The 21,305-nt window shown below is 70.5% G+C and carries 21 protein-coding genes; 15 read left to right on the top strand and 6 right to left on the bottom strand.

Annotated elements, in window-relative coordinates; genetic code table 11:
• Positions 1 to 17: 17 nt before the first annotated feature.
• Positions 18 to 221 carry a DUF1674 domain-containing protein gene (locus tag P1J78_RS13815; RefSeq protein WP_275567961.1) on the bottom strand — a complete coding sequence of 68 codons (204 nt, stop codon included), beginning with the start codon at positions 219 to 221 and terminating at the stop codon, positions 18 to 20.
• 74 nt (positions 222 to 295) lie between these two features.
• On the opposite strand from P1J78_RS13815, the gene P1J78_RS13810 reads away from it, so the two are divergent.
• From P1J78_RS13810 to P1J78_RS13780, 7 genes are all read left to right on the top strand, one after another.
• Positions 296 to 1,564, top strand: a complete 1,269-nt coding sequence (locus P1J78_RS13810) for an RsmB/NOP family class I SAM-dependent RNA methyltransferase (RefSeq protein ID WP_275567960.1) — start codon at positions 296 to 298, stop codon at positions 1,562 to 1,564.
• A gap of 141 nt (positions 1,565 to 1,705) precedes the next feature.
• Entirely contained in the window at positions 1,706 to 3,415 is a 1,710-nt protein-coding gene (locus P1J78_RS13805; protein WP_275567959.1) for a heparinase II/III family protein, read from the top strand.
• A gap of 14 nt (positions 3,416 to 3,429) precedes the next feature.
• Positions 3,430 to 5,019 carry a bifunctional phosphoribosylaminoimidazolecarboxamide formyltransferase/IMP cyclohydrolase gene (gene purH / locus P1J78_RS13800; protein ID WP_275567958.1) on the top strand — a complete coding sequence of 530 codons (1,590 nt, stop codon included), beginning with the start codon at positions 3,430 to 3,432 and terminating at the stop codon, positions 5,017 to 5,019.
• A gap of 148 nt (positions 5,020 to 5,167) precedes the next feature.
• Entirely contained in the window at positions 5,168 to 5,635 is a 468-nt protein-coding gene (gene lspA / locus P1J78_RS13795; protein ID WP_275567957.1) for a signal peptidase II, read from the top strand.
• Between the two features lie 51 nt (positions 5,636 to 5,686).
• Positions 5,687 to 6,208, top strand: coding sequence for a DUF3035 domain-containing protein (locus P1J78_RS13790; protein ID WP_275567956.1), 522 nt, complete (start codon positions 5,687 to 5,689; stop codon positions 6,206 to 6,208).
• 283 nt (positions 6,209 to 6,491) lie between these two features.
• Entirely contained in the window at positions 6,492 to 7,880 is a 1,389-nt protein-coding gene (locus P1J78_RS13785) for a M16 family metallopeptidase (protein WP_275567955.1), read from the top strand.
• Positions 7,877 to 9,190 (top strand): M16 family metallopeptidase, encoded by a 1,314-nt coding sequence (locus tag P1J78_RS13780; RefSeq protein ID WP_275567954.1) that lies wholly within the window; start codon positions 7,877 to 7,879, stop codon positions 9,188 to 9,190. Before P1J78_RS13785 ends, P1J78_RS13780 begins: the two co-directional genes overlap by 4 nt.
• 106 nt (positions 9,191 to 9,296) lie before the next feature.
• On the opposite strand, the gene dapB is transcribed toward P1J78_RS13780, so the two are convergent.
• Positions 9,297 to 10,109, bottom strand: coding sequence for a 4-hydroxy-tetrahydrodipicolinate reductase (gene dapB, locus P1J78_RS13775; protein WP_275567953.1), 813 nt, complete (start codon positions 10,107 to 10,109; stop codon positions 9,297 to 9,299).
• A gap of 103 nt (positions 10,110 to 10,212) precedes the next feature.
• On the opposite strand from dapB, the gene rbfA reads away from it, so the two are divergent.
• From rbfA to P1J78_RS13750, 5 genes are all read left to right on the top strand, one after another.
• Positions 10,213 to 10,608: a 30S ribosome-binding factor RbfA gene (gene rbfA, locus P1J78_RS13770; protein ID WP_275567952.1), complete on the top strand. Its 396-nt coding sequence runs from the start codon at positions 10,213 to 10,215 to the stop codon at positions 10,606 to 10,608.
• An 8-nt stretch (positions 10,609 to 10,616) separates the two neighbouring features.
• Entirely contained in the window at positions 10,617 to 11,357 is a 741-nt protein-coding gene (locus P1J78_RS13765) for a phosphodiester glycosidase family protein (RefSeq protein WP_275567951.1), read from the top strand.
• A gap of 52 nt (positions 11,358 to 11,409) precedes the next feature.
• The gene (gene truB, locus P1J78_RS13760; RefSeq protein WP_275567950.1) at positions 11,410 to 12,315 is read left to right on the top strand and encodes a tRNA pseudouridine(55) synthase TruB; all 906 of its coding nucleotides are present in this window, start codon (positions 11,410 to 11,412) and stop codon (positions 12,313 to 12,315) included.
• A 78-nt stretch (positions 12,316 to 12,393) separates the two neighbouring features.
• The gene (locus tag P1J78_RS13755; RefSeq protein WP_275567949.1) at positions 12,394 to 13,956 is read left to right on the top strand and encodes a hypothetical protein; all 1,563 of its coding nucleotides are present in this window, start codon (positions 12,394 to 12,396) and stop codon (positions 13,954 to 13,956) included.
• A 44-nt stretch (positions 13,957 to 14,000) separates the two neighbouring features.
• A complete protein-coding gene (locus P1J78_RS13750) occupies positions 14,001 to 14,507 on the top strand; it encodes a DUF1643 domain-containing protein (RefSeq protein ID WP_275567948.1) in 507 nt (168 codons plus the stop codon).
• A gap of 16 nt (positions 14,508 to 14,523) precedes the next feature.
• Here P1J78_RS13750 and P1J78_RS13745 read toward each other — a convergent pair whose 3' ends face one another.
• Together P1J78_RS13745 and P1J78_RS13740 are read right to left on the bottom strand one after the other, a co-directional pair.
• A complete protein-coding gene (locus tag P1J78_RS13745; protein ID WP_275567947.1) occupies positions 14,524 to 16,194 on the bottom strand; it encodes a calcium-binding protein in 1,671 nt (556 codons plus the stop codon).
• A gap of 233 nt (positions 16,195 to 16,427) precedes the next feature.
• Complete coding sequence (locus P1J78_RS13740) at positions 16,428 to 16,889, bottom strand: hypothetical protein (RefSeq protein ID WP_275567946.1); 462 nt, start codon at positions 16,887 to 16,889, stop codon at positions 16,428 to 16,430.
• A gap of 341 nt (positions 16,890 to 17,230) precedes the next feature.
• On the opposite strand from P1J78_RS13740, the gene rpsO reads away from it, so the two are divergent.
• On the top strand, positions 17,231 to 17,500 hold the full coding sequence (rpsO, locus tag P1J78_RS13735; protein WP_275567945.1) for a 30S ribosomal protein S15: 270 nt from the start codon (positions 17,231 to 17,233) through the stop codon (positions 17,498 to 17,500).
• A 107-nt stretch (positions 17,501 to 17,607) separates the two neighbouring features.
• On the opposite strand, the gene P1J78_RS13730 is transcribed toward rpsO, so the two are convergent.
• Both P1J78_RS13730 and P1J78_RS13725 read right to left on the bottom strand, forming a co-directional pair.
• Positions 17,608 to 17,835 carry an N-(5'-phosphoribosyl)anthranilate isomerase gene (locus tag P1J78_RS13730; protein ID WP_275567944.1) on the bottom strand — a complete coding sequence of 76 codons (228 nt, stop codon included), beginning with the start codon at positions 17,833 to 17,835 and terminating at the stop codon, positions 17,608 to 17,610.
• A gap of 65 nt (positions 17,836 to 17,900) precedes the next feature.
• On the bottom strand, positions 17,901 to 18,395 hold the full coding sequence (locus P1J78_RS13725) for a ClbS/DfsB family four-helix bundle protein (RefSeq protein WP_275567943.1): 495 nt from the start codon (positions 18,393 to 18,395) through the stop codon (positions 17,901 to 17,903).
• A 261-nt stretch (positions 18,396 to 18,656) separates the two neighbouring features.
• Here P1J78_RS13725 and pnp point away from each other — a divergent pair, with 261 nt between their 5' ends.
• Together pnp and P1J78_RS13715 are read left to right on the top strand one after the other, a co-directional pair.
• Positions 18,657 to 20,798 carry a polyribonucleotide nucleotidyltransferase gene (gene pnp / locus P1J78_RS13720; RefSeq protein ID WP_275567942.1) on the top strand — a complete coding sequence of 714 codons (2,142 nt, stop codon included), beginning with the start codon at positions 18,657 to 18,659 and terminating at the stop codon, positions 20,796 to 20,798.
• An 87-nt stretch (positions 20,799 to 20,885) separates the two neighbouring features.
• Positions 20,886 to 21,281, top strand: coding sequence for an ATP-binding protein (locus P1J78_RS13715; RefSeq protein WP_275567941.1), 396 nt, complete (start codon positions 20,886 to 20,888; stop codon positions 21,279 to 21,281).
• The last annotated feature ends 24 nt before the right edge of the window (positions 21,282 to 21,305 follow it).

The following is a 21,305-nucleotide window of genomic DNA, read 5'->3' as shown; positions in this document are numbered from 1 at the left end:
CGGCGCCTTTCCGCGGGTCAGAAGTCGATCGCCAGGCCCTTCTTCTCCCAGTCGCCGTAGCGCACCGGCTCGGGCCCGTCGCGGCCGCCCAGTTCGGTCGGCAGCTCCTGCGGCTTCGCCTTCTTTCGCCGTTCCTCCGCCTCGGCCAGGGCGCGCTGCGCGGCGGGGGGCAGGTCGGGATTCGGGTCGGGGGTCGGGTCGGGATTCGGGTCGTCGGGCATTGGGCACACTCCTTGCCGGGCGTCTGGCGTTGATATACGTCGCCGCAGCCCCGTTGCAAACCCGAGAGGTCCCCATGGCCAGACCCGGCCTTGCCCCGCGCCGCGCCGCGCTCCGCCTGATCGGGCGGGTGACGGAAGACGGGCGGCTGCTGTCCGAGCTGCTGCCCCGGGCGGTGGAACAGCTGTCGCCGGACGAGCGGGCGCGCACGCAGCGGCTGGCGACCGAGACGCTGCGCTGGGCCGACCGGGCTGACCGGCTGCTGGGGCCGCATCTGCGCAAGAAGCCCGCGATGCCGGTGCTGAACGCGCTGCGGCTGGGCGTGGTGGAAATGGCGGTGGAGGGCGCGGCGGCGCATGGCGTGGTGGATGCCTGCGTGAGCCTGGTGCGGGAGGACCGCAAGACCGCCTCGGCCGCCGGCCTGGTCAACGCGGTGCTGCGGCGGGTGGAACTGGCGAAATGGGACACACTGCCGCCGCCGCGGCTGCCGAAATGGCTGCGCGGGGCGCTGGTGGCGGCCTGGGGCAAGGAGACGGTGGCGCGGATCGAGGCGGCGCATGCGGCGGGCGCACCGCTGGACCTGACGCCGAAGGACGGCGACGCGGCGGCGCTGGCGGCGCGGGTGGCGGGCACCGCGCTGCCCACCGGGTCGGTGCGTCTCGGGGCCCGAGCGCAGATCTCGGCGCTGCCCGGCTACGACAGCGGCGACTGGTGGGTGCAGGACGCGGCGGCGGCGGTGCCGGCGCGGGTGCTGGCGGCGCGGCCGGGCGAGCGGGTGCTGGACCTTTGCGCCGCGCCGGGCGGCAAGACGCTGCAGCTGGCGGCCACCGGGGCGGAGGTCACGGCGCTGGACATCTCGGCGGCGCGGATGGCGCGGGTGACGGAGAACCTCGCGCGGACCGGGCTGAGCGCCGACGCCGTCACCGCCGACGCGCTGGACTGGGAGCCGCCCGCGCCGTTCGACGCGATCCTGCTGGACGCCCCCTGCTCCGCCACCGGCACGATCCGCCGCCACCCGGACCTGCCGCATGCCAAGGACGGCGGCGATTTCCCCGCGCTCTTCGCGTTGCAGGCGGCGCTGATCGACCGCGCCGCCGCGATGCTGAGACCGGGCGGGCGGCTGGTGTTCTGTACCTGCTCGCTTCTGCCCGACGAGGGCGAGGTGCAGGTGGAGGAGGCGCTTGCCCGCCATCCCGACCTGACGCTCGACGCCGACGCGCTGCGGCTGCCGGGGATCGAGCCGGCCTGGATCGGCGCGGAGGGCCTGCGGCTGCGGCCGGACCTCTGGGAGGACGCGGGCGGCCTGGACGGGTTCTTCGTCGCGATGCTGCGGAAAGCCGCCTGAGCCCGTTTTCCCCCATGACGAACCGCCCCGCCCGCCCTATGATGCGGGCCAAAACGGCCGCGGGGATGCGGCCATAATCAAGGCGAGGCGACGCGGGACTTGTCCCTGAAACACCGCTTCTCGGGGCGCTGGACGCATATGATGAACCGGTGGCAGGCCCGCCGGGCCACCTTCGCGCGTCCGGCCGGCGGCTTCGTGTCGCAGCCCGAGCCGCGCACCATCGGCCGCTATGCCCGCGGCAAGCAGCTGTGTGCCGGCAACTTCCTGGTGGCCGGGCGCGTGGTCGAAGCCCCCGGCGGCTCGATCTGGGAGCTGGGCGATTTCGGGCCGGAATTCGACGACGAGATCCACGGCTTCACCTGGCTCGACGACCTTGCCGCGCTGGGCGATCACAAGGCGCGGACGCTGGCGCAGACCTGGACGCGCGAGTGGCTGGACCGCTACGGCAAGGGACAGGGGCCGGGCTGGATCCCCGACACCACCGGCCGCCGCCTGATCCGCTGGATCAACCACGCGGTGTTCCTGACCCAGGGCGAGGGCAGCGCGCTGTCGCAGGACTATTACCGCTCGCTCGGGCAGCAGACGATCTTCCTGTCGCGCCGCTGGAAGGCCGCGCGCCCCGGCGTGCCGCGGTTCGAGGCGCTGACGGGGCTGATCTATGCCGGGCTGTCGCTGATCGGGATGGAGCGCCACGTGGCCGCCGCCGAGCGTGCGCTGGCCCGCGACTGCCGCGACCAGGTGGACGACGAGGGCGGCATCCGCACCCGCAACCCCGAGGAGTTGCTGGACGTCTTCACCCTGCTGACCTGGGCGTCGCACGCGCTGACTGAAAGCGGCCGCCACCCGGCGCAGGCGCATCTGGACGCGATCGCGCGGATCGCGCCGACGCTGCGGGCGCTGCGCCATTCCGACGGCGCGCTGGCGCGGTTTCACGGCGGCGGCCGGGGCCTCGAAGGGCGGCTCGACGCGGCGCTGGCGGGGGCGGGCATCCGCGGCGGGCCGCGGCCGGGGCTGGCGATGGGCTTCGTCCGGCTGCAGGCGGCGCGCACCTCGCTGATCGTGGATGCGGCGGTGCCGCCGGCGGGCCGCGCCTCGACCCGGGCGCATGCCTCGACCCTGGCCTTCGAGCTGACCTCGGGGCGCCGCCCGCTGATCGTCAGCTGCGGCGACGGGCGGCAGTTCGGGCCGGACTGGGCGCGGGCGGGGCGCGCCACCGCCTCGCATTCCGGGCTGGCGCTGGAGGGCTATTCCTCGTCGCGCTTCGGCCCGACGACGCCCGGCGAGACCGGGCGCGAACAGCTGACCGACCGGCCAAACTCGGTGAAGATGCAGTTCGGCACCGCCGCCAGCCGCATCGCCCTGGTCGCCGGGCATGACGGCTATGTCGCCACCCACGGGCTGACCCATGTGCGCCAGATCGAGCTGTCGGACGACGGCCGCGCCGTGGCGGGCGAGGACATGCTGGCGGCCATCGAGGAGGACCACCAGCGGCTGTTCGACCGGGCGATGGACCGCACGCGGCTGCAGGGCATCGCCTATCAGATCCGGTTCCACCTGCATCCCGACGTGGATGCCGAGGTCGACATGGGCGGCGCGGCCGTGTCGATGGTGCTGAAAAGCGGCGAGGTCTGGATCTTCCGCCACGACGGCACGGCGCAGATGACGCTGGAGCCCTCGGTCTACCTGGAAAAGGCGCGGATCCGGCCGCGCGCGACAAAACAGGTGGTTCTGTCTTCCCGCGCGATCCGCTATGCGACGCGCGTTCGCTGGACCCTCGCCAAGGCGCAAGAGACGCCGACGCATATGCGCGACTACGAGCGGGACGAGAGCGAGCTGATGGAACCGATCTGAGGGACACTGCAAGAATGACCGATCTCGCCCCCGTGCGCCGCGCGCTGATTTCCGTATCCGACAAGGCCGGGCTGGTGGACCTGGCGCGCGAGCTGGACGCGCGCGGCGTGGAGCTGCTGTCGACCGGCGGCAGCGCGAGGATGCTGCGCGAGGCGGGGCTGCCGGTGCGCGACGTGGCGGAGGTGACGGGTTTTCCAGAGATGATGGACGGCCGGGTCAAGACGCTGCACCCGGCGGTGCATGGCGGGCTCCTGGCGCTGCGCGACGACGAGTCCCACGTGGCGGCGATGGAGGCGCACGGGATCGGGCCCATCGACCTTCTGGTCGTCAACCTCTACCCGTTCGAGGAGACGGTGGCGAAGGGCGCGGACTACGCCACCTGCATCGAGAATATCGACATCGGCGGCCCGGCGATGATCCGCGCGGCGGCGAAGAATCACGGCTTCGTCAACGTGGTGGTCGACGTGGCCGACTACCGCCCGCTGCTGGACGAGCTGGCGGCGCATGACGGGCAGACCTCCTATGCCTTCCGCCAGCGGCTGGCGCTGACGGCCTATGCGCGGACGGCGGCCTATGACGCGGCGGTTTCCGGCTGGCTGTCCGGCGCGCTGGGCGAGGCGACGCCGCGCCGCCGGGCCTTCGCCGGCACGCTGGTGCAGAGCCTGCGCTACGGCGAGAACCCGCACCAGCAGGCGGCGTTCTACGCCGACGGGACGAACCGGCCCGGCGTCGCCACGGCGCAGCAGTGGCAGGGCAAGGAGCTCAGCTACAACAACATCAACGACACCGACGCCGCGTTCGAGCTGGTGTCGGAATTCGACCCCGCCGACGGCCCCGCCTGCGCCATCATCAAGCACGCCAATCCCTGCGGTGTGGCGACGGGCGACACGCTGGCCGACGCCTACAGGCGCGCCTTCGACTGCGACCGCACCTCGGCCTTCGGCGGGATCGTGGCGCTGAACCGCCGGCTGGACCGCGAGACGGCCGAGGAGATCGTGCAGATCTTCACCGAGGTGGTCATCGCCCCGGGCGCCGACGAAGACGCCATCGCGGTCTTCGCCGCCAAGAAGAACCTGCGGCTTCTGACGACCGAGGGGTTGGCCGACCCGGCCGAGCCGGTGCTGACCTACCGCCAGGTCTCGGGCGGATTCCTGGTGCAGGACAAGGACAACGGCCAGGTCGCGCCCGACGCTTTGAAGGTGGTGACGAAACGCGCGCCCACGCGCGAGCAGCTGGCCGACATGCGGTTCGCCTGGAAGGTCGCCAAGCACGTGAAGTCGAACGCCATCGTCTACGTGAAGGACGGCGCGACGGTGGGCGTCGGCGCCGGGCAGATGAGCCGGCTCGATTCGGCGCTGATCGCCGCGAAGAAGGCGGAGCGGATGGCCGAGGCGCTGGGCCTGTCCGAGTCGCCCGCCAAGGGCTCGGTCGTGGCCTCGGACGCCTTCTTCCCGTTCCCCGACGGGCTGATGGAGGCGGCCGGCGCGGGCGCGTCGGCGGTGATCCAGCCGGGCGGGTCGATGCGCGACGACGCGGTGATCGAGGCGGCCGACGCGGCGGGGCTGGCGATGGTCTTCACCGGCATGCGGCATTTCCGGCACTGATGGCGGCGGGGGCGCAGTCGGCCGGGCGCAACCCGCGTCGAAGCGGCTTGGCGCACGCGGTTTCGAAACCGCGTGCCAAGGGCATTGCAAGGCCCTTGGCCAAGGCGTTTCGAAACGCCTTGGCCGCCGGGGCGGAGGGCGCGCGCCGATGAAACGCATGTACCTCGTGGCCGGCGCGGTCTTCGTCCTCGACCAGCTGTCCAAGCTCTACGTGCTGTCGGTCCTGAACGTCGACCGGCACGACGTCGACGTCTTCCCGCCCTTCCTGACCTTCCGCATGGCCTGGAATTACGGGATCAATTTCGGCTTGTTCTCGGGCCATGCCGGCTGGACCCGCTGGCTGCTGATCGGCATCGCGCTGGCGATTTCCGCCTGGGTCGCCTGGTGGATGCGGCGCGAGCCGCGGCCGCTCGCCCGGGTCTCCGGCGGGCTGCTGATCGGCGGGGCGCTGGGCAACGTGGTCGACCGGCTGCTCTACGGCGCCGTGGCGGACTTTCTCAACATGTCCTGCTGCGGCATCGACAACCCCTACAGCTTCAACATCGCCGACATCGCGATCTTCGTCGGCGCGGCCGGGCTGATCCTGTTCACGGGCGAGCGCAAGAAGACCCCGTGACCTCGCCGCGGCAATGGGTTAAAGAGACCGAAAACGTGTGAGGGGCGAAGGATGCAGGTCCGTCTGGGCAAATCGGCGATGTGCGCGCTGGCGCTGCTGGCGCTGGCCGCCTGCGGCAGCGACAATCCGCAGCTGCTGAACATCACCTCCACCACCGAAGGGCCGGACGAGTTCGCCATCGTGCCGAACCGTCCGCTGGAGGCGCCGGAGGATTTCAACGCCCTGCCGCCGCCCACGCCCGGCCGCGGCAACCGCACCGACGCCAACCCCAATGCCGACGCCATCGTCGCGCTGGGCGGCCGGCCCGAGGCGCTGCAGTCGGTGCCCACCCGAGATGCCGGCATCGTGACCGCCGCCACCCGCTATGGCGTGTCGCCCGATATCCGCCAGACGCTGGCGGCCGAGGATCTGGACTTCCGCCGCCGCAAGGACGGCCGGCTGCTGGAGCGGCTGTTCAACGTGAACGTCTATTTCCGCGCCTACGACCCGATGTCGCTGGACCAGTATGCCGAGCTGGAGCGGTTCCGCCGGCTGGGCGTGCGCACGCCGGCGGCGCCGCCGAAGCCGCAGTAGGGTTCGGATCGCCGTTGGCGATCCGACCGCGGTGGGGGGCCAGCCCCCGCCGTCCATCGTGCTCGAACCGATGGCGCACAATGAACGGCCCCCCGGAGTATTTTGGGCCAGAAGAAGCATAGGACGCCTGCGAGGGCAGGACGTGGCGTGCACCGACCGCGGGGGGAGCGGGCGTGCGGCGCATCGGGACTCAAGTGCCTCTCACATCTGCGTTGCCCGGCTTGTTTACGCGGGCGCAGGCTGTACCTTGGCCGCGACATCGCCCGTTCAGAGGATCCGCCGCATGCGCCGCCTTTTCGCTGTTCTGATCGCCCTGGCGCCCGCCCTGCCGGCGCTGGCCACGGAGGTCACGACCCGCACGCTCGACAACGGTCTGGAGGTCGTGGTGCTGGAAGATCACCGCGCCCCCGTCGTCGTCCACCAGGTCTGGTACAAGGCCGGCGCCGCCGACGAGCCGCCGGGCAAGTCGGGCATCGCCCATTACCTGGAGCATCTGCTGTTCAAGGGGACCGACGACCTGGAGGAAGGCGAGCTGTCGGCCACGGTCGCGCGCCACGGCGGCTCGGACAACGCCTTTACCCACTGGGACTACACCGGCTACTGGCAGCGCGTCGCCGCCGACCGGCTGGAGCTGATGATGGAGATGGAGGCCGACCGGATGCGCGATCTGCAGATCGACGATGTCGACATCGCCACCGAGCGCGAGGTGATCCTGGAAGAGCGCAGCCAACGGGTGGACTCCAACCCCTACCGCCTGTTCGGCGAGCAGAAGATGGCCGCGCTCTACATGAACCACCCCTACGGCATCCCGGTGATCGGCTGGCGCCACGAGATGGAGGCGCTGGACCTCGACGACGCGATGGCGTTCTACCGCACGTACTATGCGCCCAACAACGCCATCCTGATCGTCGCCGGCGACGTGGCGCCCGACGAGGTGTTCGCGCTGGCCGAAGAGCATTACGGCCCGCTGGCGCCGACCGCGGGGCTCGGCCCGCGGGAGCGGCCGCAGGAGCCGCCGCAGCTGGTCGAGCGGCGGATGACCTTCGAAGACCCGCGCATCTCGGAGCCCTATGTGAGCCGCGACTACCTGGCCCCGGCGCGCGAGCCCGGCGCGCAGGAGGAGGCTGCCGCGCTGGTGATCCTGTCGGGGATCCTGGGCGGCAACGACTTTACCTCGGTCCTGCCGCGCAAGCTGGTGCACGAGGATCAGACGGCACTTTACGCCTGGTCGTATTACTCGGCCACCTCCTACGACGCCACGAGCTTCGGCATCGGCATCCAGCCCGTGCCGGGCGTCGGCCTTGAACAGGCCGAGGCGGCGCTGGACGACGCGCTCGCCGAGTTCCTGGAGGAGGGCATCGACGACGAGCAGTTCGAGCGGGTGAAGTTCCAGCTGCGCGCCCAGCGCATCTATGCCGAGGATTCCACCCGCCACCTGGCGGAACGCTACGGCCGCGGGCTGACCTCGGGCCTGACGGTCGAGGACGTGCAGGCCTGGCCCGACGTGCTGCAGGCGGTCACGCAGGAGGACGTGATGGCCGCCGCGCGCGCCGTGCTGACCCGCGACCGCGCCGTGACCGGCTGGGGCCGCGCCCCCGCCGAGACGGAAGAGGAGGCCGCCGCGATGGATGCCTCCGCCCCCGACGCGCCCGTTGAAGAGGTGACCCAATGATCCGCATCGCCCTGGCCGCCTGCCTGGCCATCGCCGCCGCCTGGCCCGCCCGCGCCGCGGTGGAGATCCAGGAGGTCACCTCGCCCGGCGGCATCACCGCCTGGCTGGTCGAGGAGCACTCGATTCCGTTCACCGCGCTGGAGATCCGCTTCAAGGGCGGCGCGTCGCTGGAGGCGCCGGGCAAGCGCGGGGCGATCAACCTGATGACCTGGATGCTCGAGGAAGGCTCGGGCGAGATGGACAGCCAGGCCTTCGCCGCCGCGCAGGAGGCGCTGGCCGCCAAGTTCGACTTCGACATCGGCAACGACACGCTGTCGGTCTCGGCGAAGTTCCTGACCGAGATCCGCGACGCCTCGGTCGATCTGCTGAAGACGGCGCTGACCGATCCGACCTTCCCCGCCGAGGCGATGGAGCGGGTGCGCGCGCAGGCGCTGGCGCGGATCCGTTCCGACGCGACCGACCCCGAGGAGATCGCCTGGGACGCCTTCGACCGCGCGGCCTTCGGCGACCATCCCTACGGCTCCGACAAGGTGGGCACGCTGGAAAGCGTCGCCGCGCTGACCCGCGACGACCTGTTCGACGCGCATGACCGGGTGCTGACCAAGGATCACCTCTATGTCTCCGCCGTCGGCGACATCACGCCCGAAGAGCTGGGCGCGCTGCTCGACACCCTGCTGGGCGAATTGCCGGACGAGGGCGCGTCCTATCCGCCGATGGCCGAGCTGGGCATCGAGGGGGGCGTCAACATCGTGCCGTTCGACACGCCGCAATCGGTCGCGGTCTTCGGCCATGCCGGCATCCGGCGCGACGACCCGGATTTCTTCGCGGCCTTCGTGCTGAACCAGATCCTCGGCGGCGGCGACCTGAGCTCGCGGCTGTTCACCGAGGTGCGGGAGAAGCGCGGCCTGACCTACGGGGTCTATACCTACCTGGCCGACTGGGACTATGCCAAGCTGCTGATGGGGCAGGTGCAATCGGCCAACGACAAGGTGGCCGAGGCGATCTCCGTGATCCGCGACGAGTGGGCGAAGGTCGCCGAGACCGGCGTGACCGCCGAGGAGCTGGAGGATGCCAAGACCTACCTCACCGGCGCCTACCCGCTGCGCTTCGACGGCAACGGCCGGATCGCGCGCATCCTGGTGGGGATGCAGCTGTCGGACCTGCCGATCGACTATATCGAGACCCGCAACGACAAGGTCGAGGCGGTGACGCTGGAGGACGTGAAGCGCGTCGCGGCCCGGCTGATGCGGCCGGAGGATCTGCACTTCACCGTGGTGGGCCAGCCCGTGGGCCTGGAGGCGACGAACTAGCGCGCGGCGCGTCCGGCCCGGCTGCCGCCTTCCCCGGGGCGGCGGGCGGCTGCAGGGGAACACGGGCCCGGGAGCCGGAGCAGGGCGGACCGGCCCCCGAGAACGGTCACCCCAGGCCCAGCACGTCGTGCATGTCATAGGCGCCGGGTTTCTTGTCCTGCCCCCAGAGCACGGCCTTCAGCGCCCCCCGGGCGAACAGGCCGCGGTCGCTGGCCACATGCCGCAGCATCAGCCGCTCGCCCGCCCCGGCGAAGATCACGTCGTGCTCGCCCACGATGTCGCCGCCGCGGAGAGCCGCGAAGCCGATGTCGCCGCGCCGGCGCGGGCCGGTCATCCCGTCGCGCCCGCGATCGGCCACGTCGTCCAGCTGCACGCCCCGCCCGGCCGCCGCGGCCTCGCCGAGCATCAGCGCGGTGCCCGAGGGCGCGTCGACCTTGCGGTTGTGATGCGCCTCGACGATCTCGATGTCGTATTCGTCGTCCAGGGCGGCCGCTACCATCTGCGTGACCTTCGTCAAGAGGTTCAGGCCCAGCGACATGTTCCCCGCCTGCACGATCACCGCGTGACGCGCGGCGGCGGCGATCCGGTCCAGGTGGTCCGGCCCGAGCCCCGTGGTGCCGATCACATGCACCGCCCGCGCCTGCGCGGCGATCCCGGCGAACTCCGCGCTGGCCTCGGGCGCCGAGAAGTCCAGGATGCCCTGGGCCTTGGCGAAGGCCTCCAGCGGATCGTCGGTCACGGTGATGCCGCAGGCGGTGCCGCCCATCGCCTCGCCCAGGTCGCGGCCGATCCAGTCGTGGCCTTCGCGCTCCACCGCGCCGACCAGATGGGCGCGCTCCGATTCCATCACCGTGCGGGCCAGCATCTGCCCCATCCGGCCCGATGCCCCCGTCACCACGATCCCCGGCGTCTCGGTCATGTCGCTGCCCCTTTGCTGTGCGTCCGTCCCGCCATACCGCCCGCGCGCGCCGTTGGCAAAGCCTGCTGTTGCGCCGCGCCGCGTTCGCGCCTAGATGGGCGCCATGGCCAGACATGCGACAGACCGGGGCGCCGGCCCCTCCCAACGCCAGCTGCGCGTCGGCGAATTGATCCGCCGGACGCTGTCGGACGTGCTGAACCGGGGCGACATCCACGACCCCGAGCTCAATGCCATGTCGATCACCGTGAGCGAGGTGCGCACCTCGCCCGATCTCAAGGTCGCCACGGCCTATGTCCTGCCGCTGGGCGGCGGCCACCGGGACGAGGCCATCGACGCGCTGAAGCGCAACAAGGGCGAGTTGCGCCGCGCGATGAACAAGGGGCTGACCCTGAAATTCTCGCCCGAGCTGCGCTTCGTCATCGACGAGAGCTTCGACCGGATGGACGAGACGCGCCGCCTGCTGAACCGGGACGACGTGCGCCGCGACCTGGACGAGTAGGCCGCCGGATGCGGTGGCTGGTCCTCCTCCTGCTCGCGATGCTGGCGGCCCCGGTCCCGGCCGCGGCGGCGCATTGCGACACCACCGGCTATGACGGCGCGTCCTTCACCTGGTGCCGCATCGACCTGTCGCGGGAAGAGCTGCGGCTGTGGCTGGCCGACGACGCGGCCGAGCCCTGGGGCAGCTTCCACCGCCTCGACGCCGCGCTGGCCGAGACCGGCCGGCACATCGGCGTGGCGATGAACGGCGGCATGTTCCACACCGACCGCTCGCCCGTCGGCCTCTATATCGAGGACGGCGAGGAACGCGCACCGATCGTCACCTCGGACGGGCCGGGCAATTTCGGGCTGCTGCCGAACGGCGTGTTCTGCATCGGCGAGCGGGATGCGCAGGTGATCGAGAGCCGCGCCTACGCCGCCGCGCCGCCGCCCTGCCGCTTCGCCACGCAGTCCGGGCCGATGCTGCTGATCGACGGCGCGCTGCATCCGAAATTCCTGAAGGACAGCGACAGCCTCTACATCCGCAACGGCGTGGGCGTGCGCGCGGGCGGGCGCGAGGTGATCCTCGCGATTTCCGACGAGCCGGTGAACTTCCACCACTTCGCCCGGTTCTTCCGCGACGTGGCCGAAACGCCGGACGCGCTGTTTCTCGACGGCGACGTCTCGCGCCTCTACGCGCCGGGGATCGACCGGTTCGACATGGGCTTCCCCGTCGGCCCGATCCTGGGCACGGTGGAGCCGGACGGTTGACAGCCACGGCGCGCCGGGGCTACCCCCCGCGCCTGGTTTCTCGGAGAACGTGATGGGACGCAGACGCAAGGGGCGCGACATTTCCGGCTGGCTGGTGGTCGACAAGCCCGCCGGCCCGACTTCCACCGCCGTGGTCAACAAGGTGCGCTGGGCCTTCGACGCGAAGAAGGCGGGCCATGCCGGCACGCTGGACCCCGACGCGACGGGCGTGCTGGCCGTGGCGCTGGGCGAGGCGACCAAGACCGTGCCCTACATCACCGACGCGATGAAGGCCTATCGCTTCACCGTCCGCTTCGGCCAGGCGACCAACACCGACGATGCCGAGGGCGAGGTGATCGCGGAATCCGACGCGCGGCCCTCGGACGACGAGATCCGCGCCGCGCTGCCGCAATTCACCGGCGACATCATGCAGGTGCCGCCGCAGTTCTCGGCGGTGAAGATCGACGGCGAACGCGCCTACAAACGCGCCCGCGACGGCGAGGAGATGGAGCTCGCCGCCCGCCCGCTCTTCGTCGAGGAGCTGGAGATGGTCGAGCGCCCCGATGCGGACCATGCCGTTGTGGAGATGGTCTGCGGCAAGGGCGGCTATGTCCGCGCCATCGCCCGCGACCTCGGGCAGGCGTTGGGCTGTCACGGCCACGTCACCGACCTGCGCCGCGTCTGGTCCGGCCCGTTCGAGGCGGAGGACGGCGTGTCGCTGGCGCAGATCGAGGAGCTGGCGAAGTCGCCCGAGCTCGACGCCTACCTGCGCCCCTTGGAAGACGGCTTGGCCGACCTGCCGGAACTGCGCGCCACCCCCGAGGGCGCCGCGAAACTGCGCAACGGCAACCCGGGCATGGTCCTGACCTCCGAGGCCGAGTACGGCGACGAGGCCTGGGCCAGCTACGAGGGCCGCGCCGTCGCCGTGGGCACCTACCGCGCCGGGGAACTGCACCCCAGCCGGGTGTTCAACCAGTGACCGGGCGCATATTTCCGCTGGCCTGACGGGCCGCTCCCCGCGCAGAATGCCCCCGTGTTCGTCTTACGGGAGAGTTTCATGCGACGTCTGGCCCCGATCCTTCTGGCGCTGGCGATGGCCGCCCCTGCGCAGTCCGCGACCATCACCGAGGGCGGCGACACGTCGCTGAACTGCCGCGTCACCGTGACGGGCGCCATCGCGCCGGGCGACGCCGCGCGGATGATCGACGCGCTCGACGCGGTGCTGGCCGGCTACGACATGGAGCCCGACCTGCCGCCCGAGCAGTATTTCAACAAGGGCGAGATCCGCGTCTGCCTCGATAGCGCCGGCGGCGACTGGGCCGAGGCGCTGCGGATGGGCGACGCGCTGGCCTACCGCTATCCCGACCTGCCCTATCCCTACACGATGATCGGCACCGCCATCGCCTCGGGCGCCACCTGCGAGGGGCCCTGCGCGATGGTGTTCATGGCGGGCGGCTATTTCTCTCACCTCGCCGCCACCGGGTTTCACGAGCCCGACCGGCTTTTGCACACCAACGGCACGCTCGGGTTCGGCCTGCCGGGCGGGATCGACCCGCTGGAGGCCCTCAACGCCATCGCCGACCGGGCCGAGCGCTACATGATCTATCCCAACCTGTTCCGCACCATCCTCGGCACCCCGCCGAGGGCGCTGACCCGGGTCGAGACGGTCGCCCAGGCGGCAAGCTGGCGCATTCAGCTGGCTGGCACCCCGGCGGTGCGCGACCCCGGGCCGGTGGCCTACGAATACGCCTGCAAGAACCTGACCGCCGGGTCGTTCTTCGCCCTCGGCTCCCGCTACCGCTACTCCGACGAGGCGCCGGCGGAGATCCGGGATCAGGCGGGCGGACTGTTCAATCTTTACAGCTACGGCATCCCCAACGCCGACTACTGGGGCGACGCGATGGAGCGGCGGGCAGAGGACGGGTGGTTCGTGTCGGGCGACAGGCAGGTCAGCTTCGTGCTGCCCGACTGCTTCGGCATGTATTTCCCGGACAGCCGCAAGATCATCCTGAACGACGGCGACGCGCTGTCGATGCATTACGAGGTGTTCACCCCCGCCCGGATCGGCGGGCGCATGCCGCTGCGCCAGACCTACTGGACCGAGGGCGACACGCTGCGGCCCGGCGAGGCCGGCAACTGGATGCTGTTCCCGCCCTGGACGCGGCTGGGCGATATGGCACGCGCCGCCCGGGACAGCGGCGACGGCTGGATTCCCGGCGACACGGTGCTGACGCCGGTCACCGACCGCTTCACCGCCCATTGCGCTGGGCTGGAGGACGGCGCCGTGGTGGCCGATGCGGACTGCGCGGTGGAGCTGACCGGCCGCGTCACGGCGGATGCGCGCACGGTCACCCAGACCGTCGTGGTCCGCTGGCCCGGCGGCGCGGAAACCCGCTTCCCCCTCGGTGCGCCGGAGCAGGCGGTGCCGGGGCCCGGCGGCGCCGACCTGCGCCACGCGGGGCGCTGGCCCGACACGTTCGACGGCGCGCTGAACGTGCCGCCGCGCTACGATGTCAGCCTGGGGCTCTCGGCCTGCTTCACCCGGCCCGGCACCGCGCTCGCGCAATGCGTCGAGACGACGGGGTTCACCGGCACGGACTTCCCGTTCTGGGACCGCTGAGGCCGGGGTTGCCCCCCGCACGCGGGCGCGGCAAGGAGGGCGCCATGATCACCCGGACCCACCAGAAGGGCGACGCGGCCTCCACCGCCGTCTATTCCGACTGCGAGCGCTATCGCTACCAGTTGACCCGCATCTGGGAGCCCGAGGGGCGCCGCGCGCTCTTCGTCATGCTGAACCCCTCGACCGCCACCGAGGTGCAGAACGACCCGACCGTCGAACGCTGCGAACGCCGGGCGCGGACGCTGGGCTTCGGCGCGTTCCGGGTGACGAACATCTTCGCCTACCGCGCCACCGACCCCAAGGTGATGCGCGCCGCCGACGACCCGGTCGGCCCCGAGAACGACGCCGCCATCGTCGACAGCGCCCCCTGGGCCGACCGCATCGTCTGTGCCTGGGGCAGCCACGGCGCGCATCTCGACCGCGGGCCGGAGGTGGAGCGGCTGCTGCGCGCCACCGGCCTGCCGCTGTTCCACCTCGGGCTGACCAAGCACGGCCACCCGAAGCACCCGCTCTATATCGGCTATGCCGTGCAGCCGGTGCCCTGGACGTGACGCCGCCGCGCTCCGGTCAGGTGCCCGGCCCGGCGGGGAAGATGTCCGGCGCCACCTCGGCATAGACGTCCGAGGCGGTGGCGCCCGGCGCCCCGCGCAGGATCGCCACGAGGTCGCCATTGACCGTCACCAGCGCGTCGGCGCCGTCGGCCGACGGTTCCACGGTCACGGCAGGGTCCCCGTTCTCGCCGATCTGCGGATCGAGCGAGACGCGCAGGAAATCCTCGCCGAGGGCGAAATCGGTCACCTCCACCGGGTCCGCGCCGGTGGTGTAGACCCAGAACAGGTCGTCGCCCGCGCCACCTTCGGCGATGTCCGCATCGCCCAGGATCAGCGTGTCGTCGCCGGCGCCGCCCGACAGGCTGTCGACCTCGCCGCCATCCACGTGCCAGGCGAATTCGCGGTGCTCCTCGACCTCGCGTTCCTCGGCCAGCCCCAGATGGTCGATCACGTCGTCGCCGTCCCCGCCCTCCAGCTGATCGGCCCCAAGCCCGCCGCGGATCAGGTCGTCGCCCGCGCCGCCGGCCATGACATCGTTGCCCGCCATCCCGGGCACAGGCTCGCCGCCCTCCAGCACATCGGCCCCGGCGCCGCCGGTCACCGTGTCATCGCCCGCGCCGCCGTCCAGATAGACGCCGGCCGCGCTGGCCTGTCCGTCCAGCACGTCGCGGCCGTCCCCGCCATAGAGCGCCGCGGCGCCTTCGCCGCTGTGCAGCGCATCATCGCCCGCGCCGCCGAACAGATAGGCCGCGGCGTCCCCGGCCGTCACCGAGTCGGCGCCGTCGCCGGCGTCGACGACGGCGATCGTGCCCTGCGAGGACAGAACCGGCGTGCCCTCGGACAGGTCCAGCCGCCCGGCCTCGCCCGACCCGTCCTCCGGCAGCGTCAGCGTATCGTCGCCATCGCCCAGCCGCGTCTCGGCCAGGCCCGCCGCATCCGCGGCGTCCAGCGCGGCGCCGAGGCCGAACAGGTTGCCGCTGTCGCGCGCCATCAGCTCCGCCAGCCCCGCGGTGCCGTCCGGCACGTCGGGCGCGTCCGGGTCGGTCGGGTCGAGCACCTCGCCGGTGACCTCGGGGCCGGGGTCGCCCGGCGCCTCCGGATCGGACGGGTCGAGCACGTCGCCCTCGGTCTCCGGCCCCGGCCCGTCCGGCTCTTCCGGGTCGGTCGGGTCGAGCACGCCCCCGGTCGGCATACCCGCCTCCGCCGCTTCGGCCTCGCCCAGGAACAGCGCGGCGTCGCGGAGGCTGATGGCATAGCGCTCGCCGGTGGCCTCGTCGTCGAGCGCCAGCGTCACGTCGCCCGCCGGCACCGCGCTCAGGCCCGGGAAGCGGAGCGTCAGCACATCCTCGCCCAGCGAGAACGACAGCGTCGCCCCTTCCGCGTCCTCGGCGGTGTCGAAATACAGATCGCCCGCCTGCCCGGTCAGGTCGATCTCGACACTGTCGACGCCCGGCTCGAAGGCCGGCAGGACCGCGTCGCCCGGCCCGGCATCGAGGACGTAGCGCGCGCCCTCGGCCTCCGCCGCGGGGGCCGCCTCGTCCAGAAGCGGGCCCCAGTCCTCGGCAGATTCCGGCTCGGGGTCCGGGGGCGGCGGCCCGGTATCGTCATCGTCCGCCGCGCCGCGCGTCTCCATCAACGGCATGGCCGCGAACGGCAACACACCCAACAACAGCAATGCCGCAAGCATTGTCCCACCTCCAGATACGCCCCTCCGTCCTTCTAGCAGAGGGAGCTGAACGGAAGCTGAGCAAAGCCCTTACAATTCAAAGTAAACGGCCTGCCGAAGAGGGACGTACGGCAAGACGCGCCGCCGTCAGGGGGGCCGGATTGCGGCCGAAGTTGTTCGGGAGGCGTGGAGGGGAACCCGATGGCCCCCGTGAGGCCCCCCGAGTCGTGCGCATGTCGTACGGACGGCGCGGTCTAGTCGATGACCAGCCGCAGCGCCTCTTCCGCATCCGGTCCGGCGCCGCGGATCCGCGCGAGGTCGATGCCGTCGATCGAGACGATGCTGCTGTCGCCGTCCTGGCGCACCGCGATCTCGGGCGACAGGGACAGGCCCTCGGGCAGCTCCACGACGATCACGTCGCGGCTGGCGTCGAAGGATTCGATGACCGGCAGCTCCGCCGCCTTCGCGCCGGTCTCGACGACCCCGCCATCGCCCGCGCCGCCTTCGGCCGCGCTGCCTACGCCGGTCCCGTCTTCACCGGTCCCGTCGCCGCCCAGCGCCCGCATGATCGCGGCGACCCGCTCCTCCAGTCCCGGCTCGATCCGGGTCTCGTCGGCCGCGCCGGTGTCCCCGGCCGCCGCGGGCCCGTCGCCCACGCCGACCAGCTGCGCGCCGGTGTGGCGGGTCAGCAGGAGGAAGGACATTCCCAGTGCCATCAAGCCCAACAGGGCGGCAAGGCCAAGCATCGCGGCGAACTCCAGAATGGCGGTGTCTCGGAAGGCGAAAGGGTAAACGGACGACGCCCGTCGCCAAAGCGCGCGGCGCGGCCGGGGACCGGCGGCGCCGGAGGCCGCGACAATGCGGCCGATTCCGGCCCACTGGCCCGACACGGGAAACGCCCGGGCGGGCGCGCGGCGAGGCGGCGATTCGGGGTTTTCAACATCGCCGCAATCGCCTATACGCCGCGCTCTGTCCCGGACGGTCCGGGGCATGTCTCTCCACGGGCCCTGCTGGACGACATCCCGGCTTGCGCCATGAAACGGGAAAGGAGACCCCGATGTCGATTACGGCTGAAGAGAAACAGCGCCTGATGAAGGATTTCGCCACCAAGGACGGCGACACCGGTTCGCCGGAGGTCCAGGTGGCCATTCTGACCACGCGCATCGCGTCGCTGACCGAGCACTTCAAGACCCACAAGAAGGACAACCACTCGCGCCGTGGCCTTCTGAAGCTGGTGGCTCAGCGCCGCAAGCTGCTGGACTACGTGAAGGGCAAGGACGAGCAGCGCTATCTCGACCTGATCAAGCGGCTGGGCATCCGCCGCTGAACCGGCGCAGAGCGCCCTGCAGGAACGCCCGCCGATCGCGCGGGCGTTTTTCGTTTGCCGCGGGGCGGACCCCGAATTTTCGTCGAAAATTCGCAGCCGCCCCGCGCTCATACCAGCCGCCGAATCGGCGCGCGATTGCAGACCACCACGAACTGCCCGCCGCATTCCAGCAGGTGGAACCCGCGCAGCCGCACCTCGTCGACGAACCGGTCCTCGCCGATCTCGTTGCGCACCCAGGCCACCGACCGGCGGATGACCCCGCCGCGCATGGCGGCCTTGGCCGAGAACACATGCGCGATCCACGCCTCCGGGCGGGTATGAACGGGCGACTCCATACCGGCACTCTGGCCGCGACACGGTAAACACCGGGTAAAGCCGAACACCGGACAAGCCCGGGCCGTCACCGCAGCTGCCGCAGCCGCCCCCGCAGGTATTTCGCCGCCGAGCGGAAATGGCTCGGCCCCGCCGCCTCGGCCCAGCGGCCCGCGGTCCAGGCGTTCTGCGCCCCCTTCATCGGCCCGCCGTAGAGCGCCGCGTCGTCCAGCGCCTCGATCAGCGCGACCAGCCGGGCCTCGCGATCGGCGAGCATCTCCGTCGCCTCGGCCCAGGATATCCCGGCCTGCCGCGCCCGAAGATCGGCGTTGTAGCGCTTCAGCTCGTTCCATTTGTAGCCCGGCGCCGGAAAGGCGACCTCCCGGCCCGCCTGCCCGTCCCGGTACCAGCCCAGGAACAGGTCGATCCAGTGCGCGCGATGCCCGACCACGTCCTTGATCGACGTGTCCTCGGCATCCTTCGCGCCCGCCTCGGCCTCCGTCACATCCGCCAGACCCGCCGCGAGCTTCGCGTATTCCTTCTCCGTCAGCGCCAGCAGGTCCGCCTTGTTCGTCGCAGCCATCGTCCGCCCCTCCGTCAGGCGCATCCTGCGCCTGTCGCCCCGCGCCCGCCATGATCCGCATCAAGCCGCGCCCCGGCCGGCCGGCGCGGCGCCGGAATCCGCCTTTCCAACCGGGCCAAAAACCTGTATGGGCCGCAAATCTGAGACGATGTGCACCAGCCCCCGGCACGCGAACAGGATGACAGGGGGCGGCGGCAATGCGGCCGCCAGTCAATCGGGAGACCCGGGATACGCCCGGGAGCGCTCCCCAGAGGATACGCAATGTTCAATATCACGAAGAAAAGCATGCAGTGGGGCGAAGACACGCTCACACTGGAAACGGGCAAGGTTGCCCGCCAGGCCGACGGCTCGGTGATCGCCACTTTGGGCGAGACCTCGGTCATGGCCAACGTCACCTTCGCCAAGAAGGCCAAGGAAGGTCAGGATTTCTTCCCGCTGACCGTCCACTACCAGGAAAAATACTACGCCGCCGGCAAGGTTCCCGGCGGGTTCTTCAAGCGCGAGGCGCGGCCGACCGAGAAGGAAACGCTGACCGCCCGCCTGATCGACCGGCCGATCCGGCCGCTCTTCGTCCCCGGCTTCAAGAACGAGGTGCTCGTGATGTGCACCGTTCTCAGCCATGACCTGGTCAACGACCCCGACATCGTGGCGATGATCGCCGCCTCGGCCGCGCTGACCATCTCCGGTGCGCCCTTCATGGGGCCGATCGCCGGCTGTCGCGTCGGCTACTCCGACGGCGAATACGTGCTGAACCCCGATGTCGAGGACATGCAGGACCTGCGCGGCGACCCGGACCAGGGGCTCGACCTCATCGTCGCCGGCACCCGCGACGCCGTGATGATGGTGGAATCGGAAGCCTACGAGCTGTCCGAGGAGGAGATGCTCGGCGCCGTCACCTTCGCGCACGACCAGCTGAAGCCGGTCGTCGACCTGATCGTCTCGCTCGCCGAAGAGTCCGCGAAGGATCCGTTCGACTTCCAGCCGCCGGATTACGCCGCGCTCTACGACAAGGTGAAGTCCGCCGGCGAGGAGCAGATGCGCGCCGCCTTCGCCCTCAAGGACAAGCAGGAGCGGACCGAGGCCATCGCCGCCGCGCGCGAGGCGATCATGGGCCAGCTCAGCGAGGAAGAGCAGGAGGATCCGAACCTCGGCTCTGCCTTCAAGAAGCTGGAATCCGGCATCCTGCGCGGCGACATCATCCAGGGCGGCGCCCGGATCGACGGCCGCGACAAGGAGACGGTGCGCCCCATCGTCTGCGAAACCGGCATGCTGCCGCGCACCCACGGCTCGTCGCTGTTCACCCGGGGCGAGACGCAGGCGCTGGTCGTCACCACGCTGGGCACCGGCGAGGACGAGCAGATCATCGACGCGCTGCACGGCAACTTCCGCTCGAACTTCCTGCTGCACTACAACTTCCCGCCCTACTCGGTCGGCGAAGCGGGCCGCGTCGGGCCTCCGGGACGGCGCGAGATCGGCCACGGCAAGCTTGCCTGGCGCGCGCTGCAGGCGGTGCTGCCGCCGGCGACGGAGTTCCCCTACACCATCCGCCTGGTCTCCGAGATCACCGAGTCGAACGGCTCGTCCTCGATGGCCACGGTCTGCGGCTCGTCGCTGTCGATGATGGACGCGGGCGTGCCGTTGAAGGCGCCGGTCGCCGGCGTCGCGATGGGCCTGATCCTGGAAGAGGACGGCCAGTACGCGGTGCTGACCGACATCCTGGGCGACGAGGACCACCTCGGCGACATGGACTTCAAGGTCGCGGGCACCGAGAAGGGCATCACCTCGCTGCAGATGGACATCAAGGTCGCCGGCATCACGCCGGAGATCATGAAGCAGGCCCTGGCCCAGGCCAAGGACGGCCGGATGCACATCCTGAGCGAGATGAACAAGACCCTGTCCGAGGCCGGCGGCTTCTCGGAACACGCCCCGCGGATCGAGACGATGACCGTCCCGCAGGACAAGATCCGCGAAGTGATCGGCTCCGGCGGCAAGGTGATCCGCGAGATCGTGGAAACCTCGGGCGCCAAGGTCGACATCAACGACGACGGCGTCATCAAGATCGCCTCGCCCAACGGCGAAGCCATCCAGAAGGCCTATGACATGATCTACTCGATCGTGGCCGAGCCGGAAGAGGGCAAGATCTACAAGGGCAAGGTCGTGAAGATCGTCGACTTCGGCGCCTTCGTGAACTTCTTCGGCAAGCGCGACGGCCTGGTGCATGTGTCGCAGATCGAGAACCGCCGCCTGAACCATCCGTCCGACGTTCTGAAGGAAGGCCAGGAGGTCTGGGTCAAGCTTCTGGGCTTCGACGACCGCGGCAAGGTCCGCCTGGCGATGAAAATGGTCGACCAGGAGACCGGCGAAGAGATCAAGGAAGGCAAGAAGGAAGAAGCGGCCGACTGAGCGGCGCCTTTCCGTCTTGACGCGTTTTAAGCCCCGGCGGGAACGCCGGGGCTTTTCTACGTTTCCGGTGCGTGTAAGAATGATGTTATGAGGTATAACCCGTTTGTGCCGAACGGCATTGCCTTTCCTGGCATGTTCACCGGTCGTCTCGATGAGATTGAGACTATCGAGCACTCACTCTTTCAAACAAAGAACGAGAATCCGCAGCACGTCCTAATTTCTGGCGAACGAGGTATCGGAAAATCGTCGCTTCTATTTTATGCGGATTTGATCGCCCGAGGAGATATTGAGGTCGAAAAGGCGAACTTCAACTTTCTTTCGGTTTCGACCGATCTGGCAGGGGTCACATCTCAGGGCGGTATTATCGAGCAGATTGGCCGGGAGCTTCGATCCAAACTAAAGTCCTATGATAAACTTAGAGCGTTTGCCCACCGACATGAATCGATTGGGGATTCCCATTCGGCCGAGGGACTGATTCACTGACCCTGGGGCAGATACTGGGGGCAG

Origin of the sequence: Psychromarinibacter sediminicola, from assembly GCF_029168335.1 — a bacterium.
GTDB lineage: Bacteria > Pseudomonadota > Alphaproteobacteria > Rhodobacterales > Rhodobacteraceae > Psychromarinibacter > Psychromarinibacter sediminicola.
This window is presented reverse-complemented; position numbering and strand designations above follow the sequence as displayed.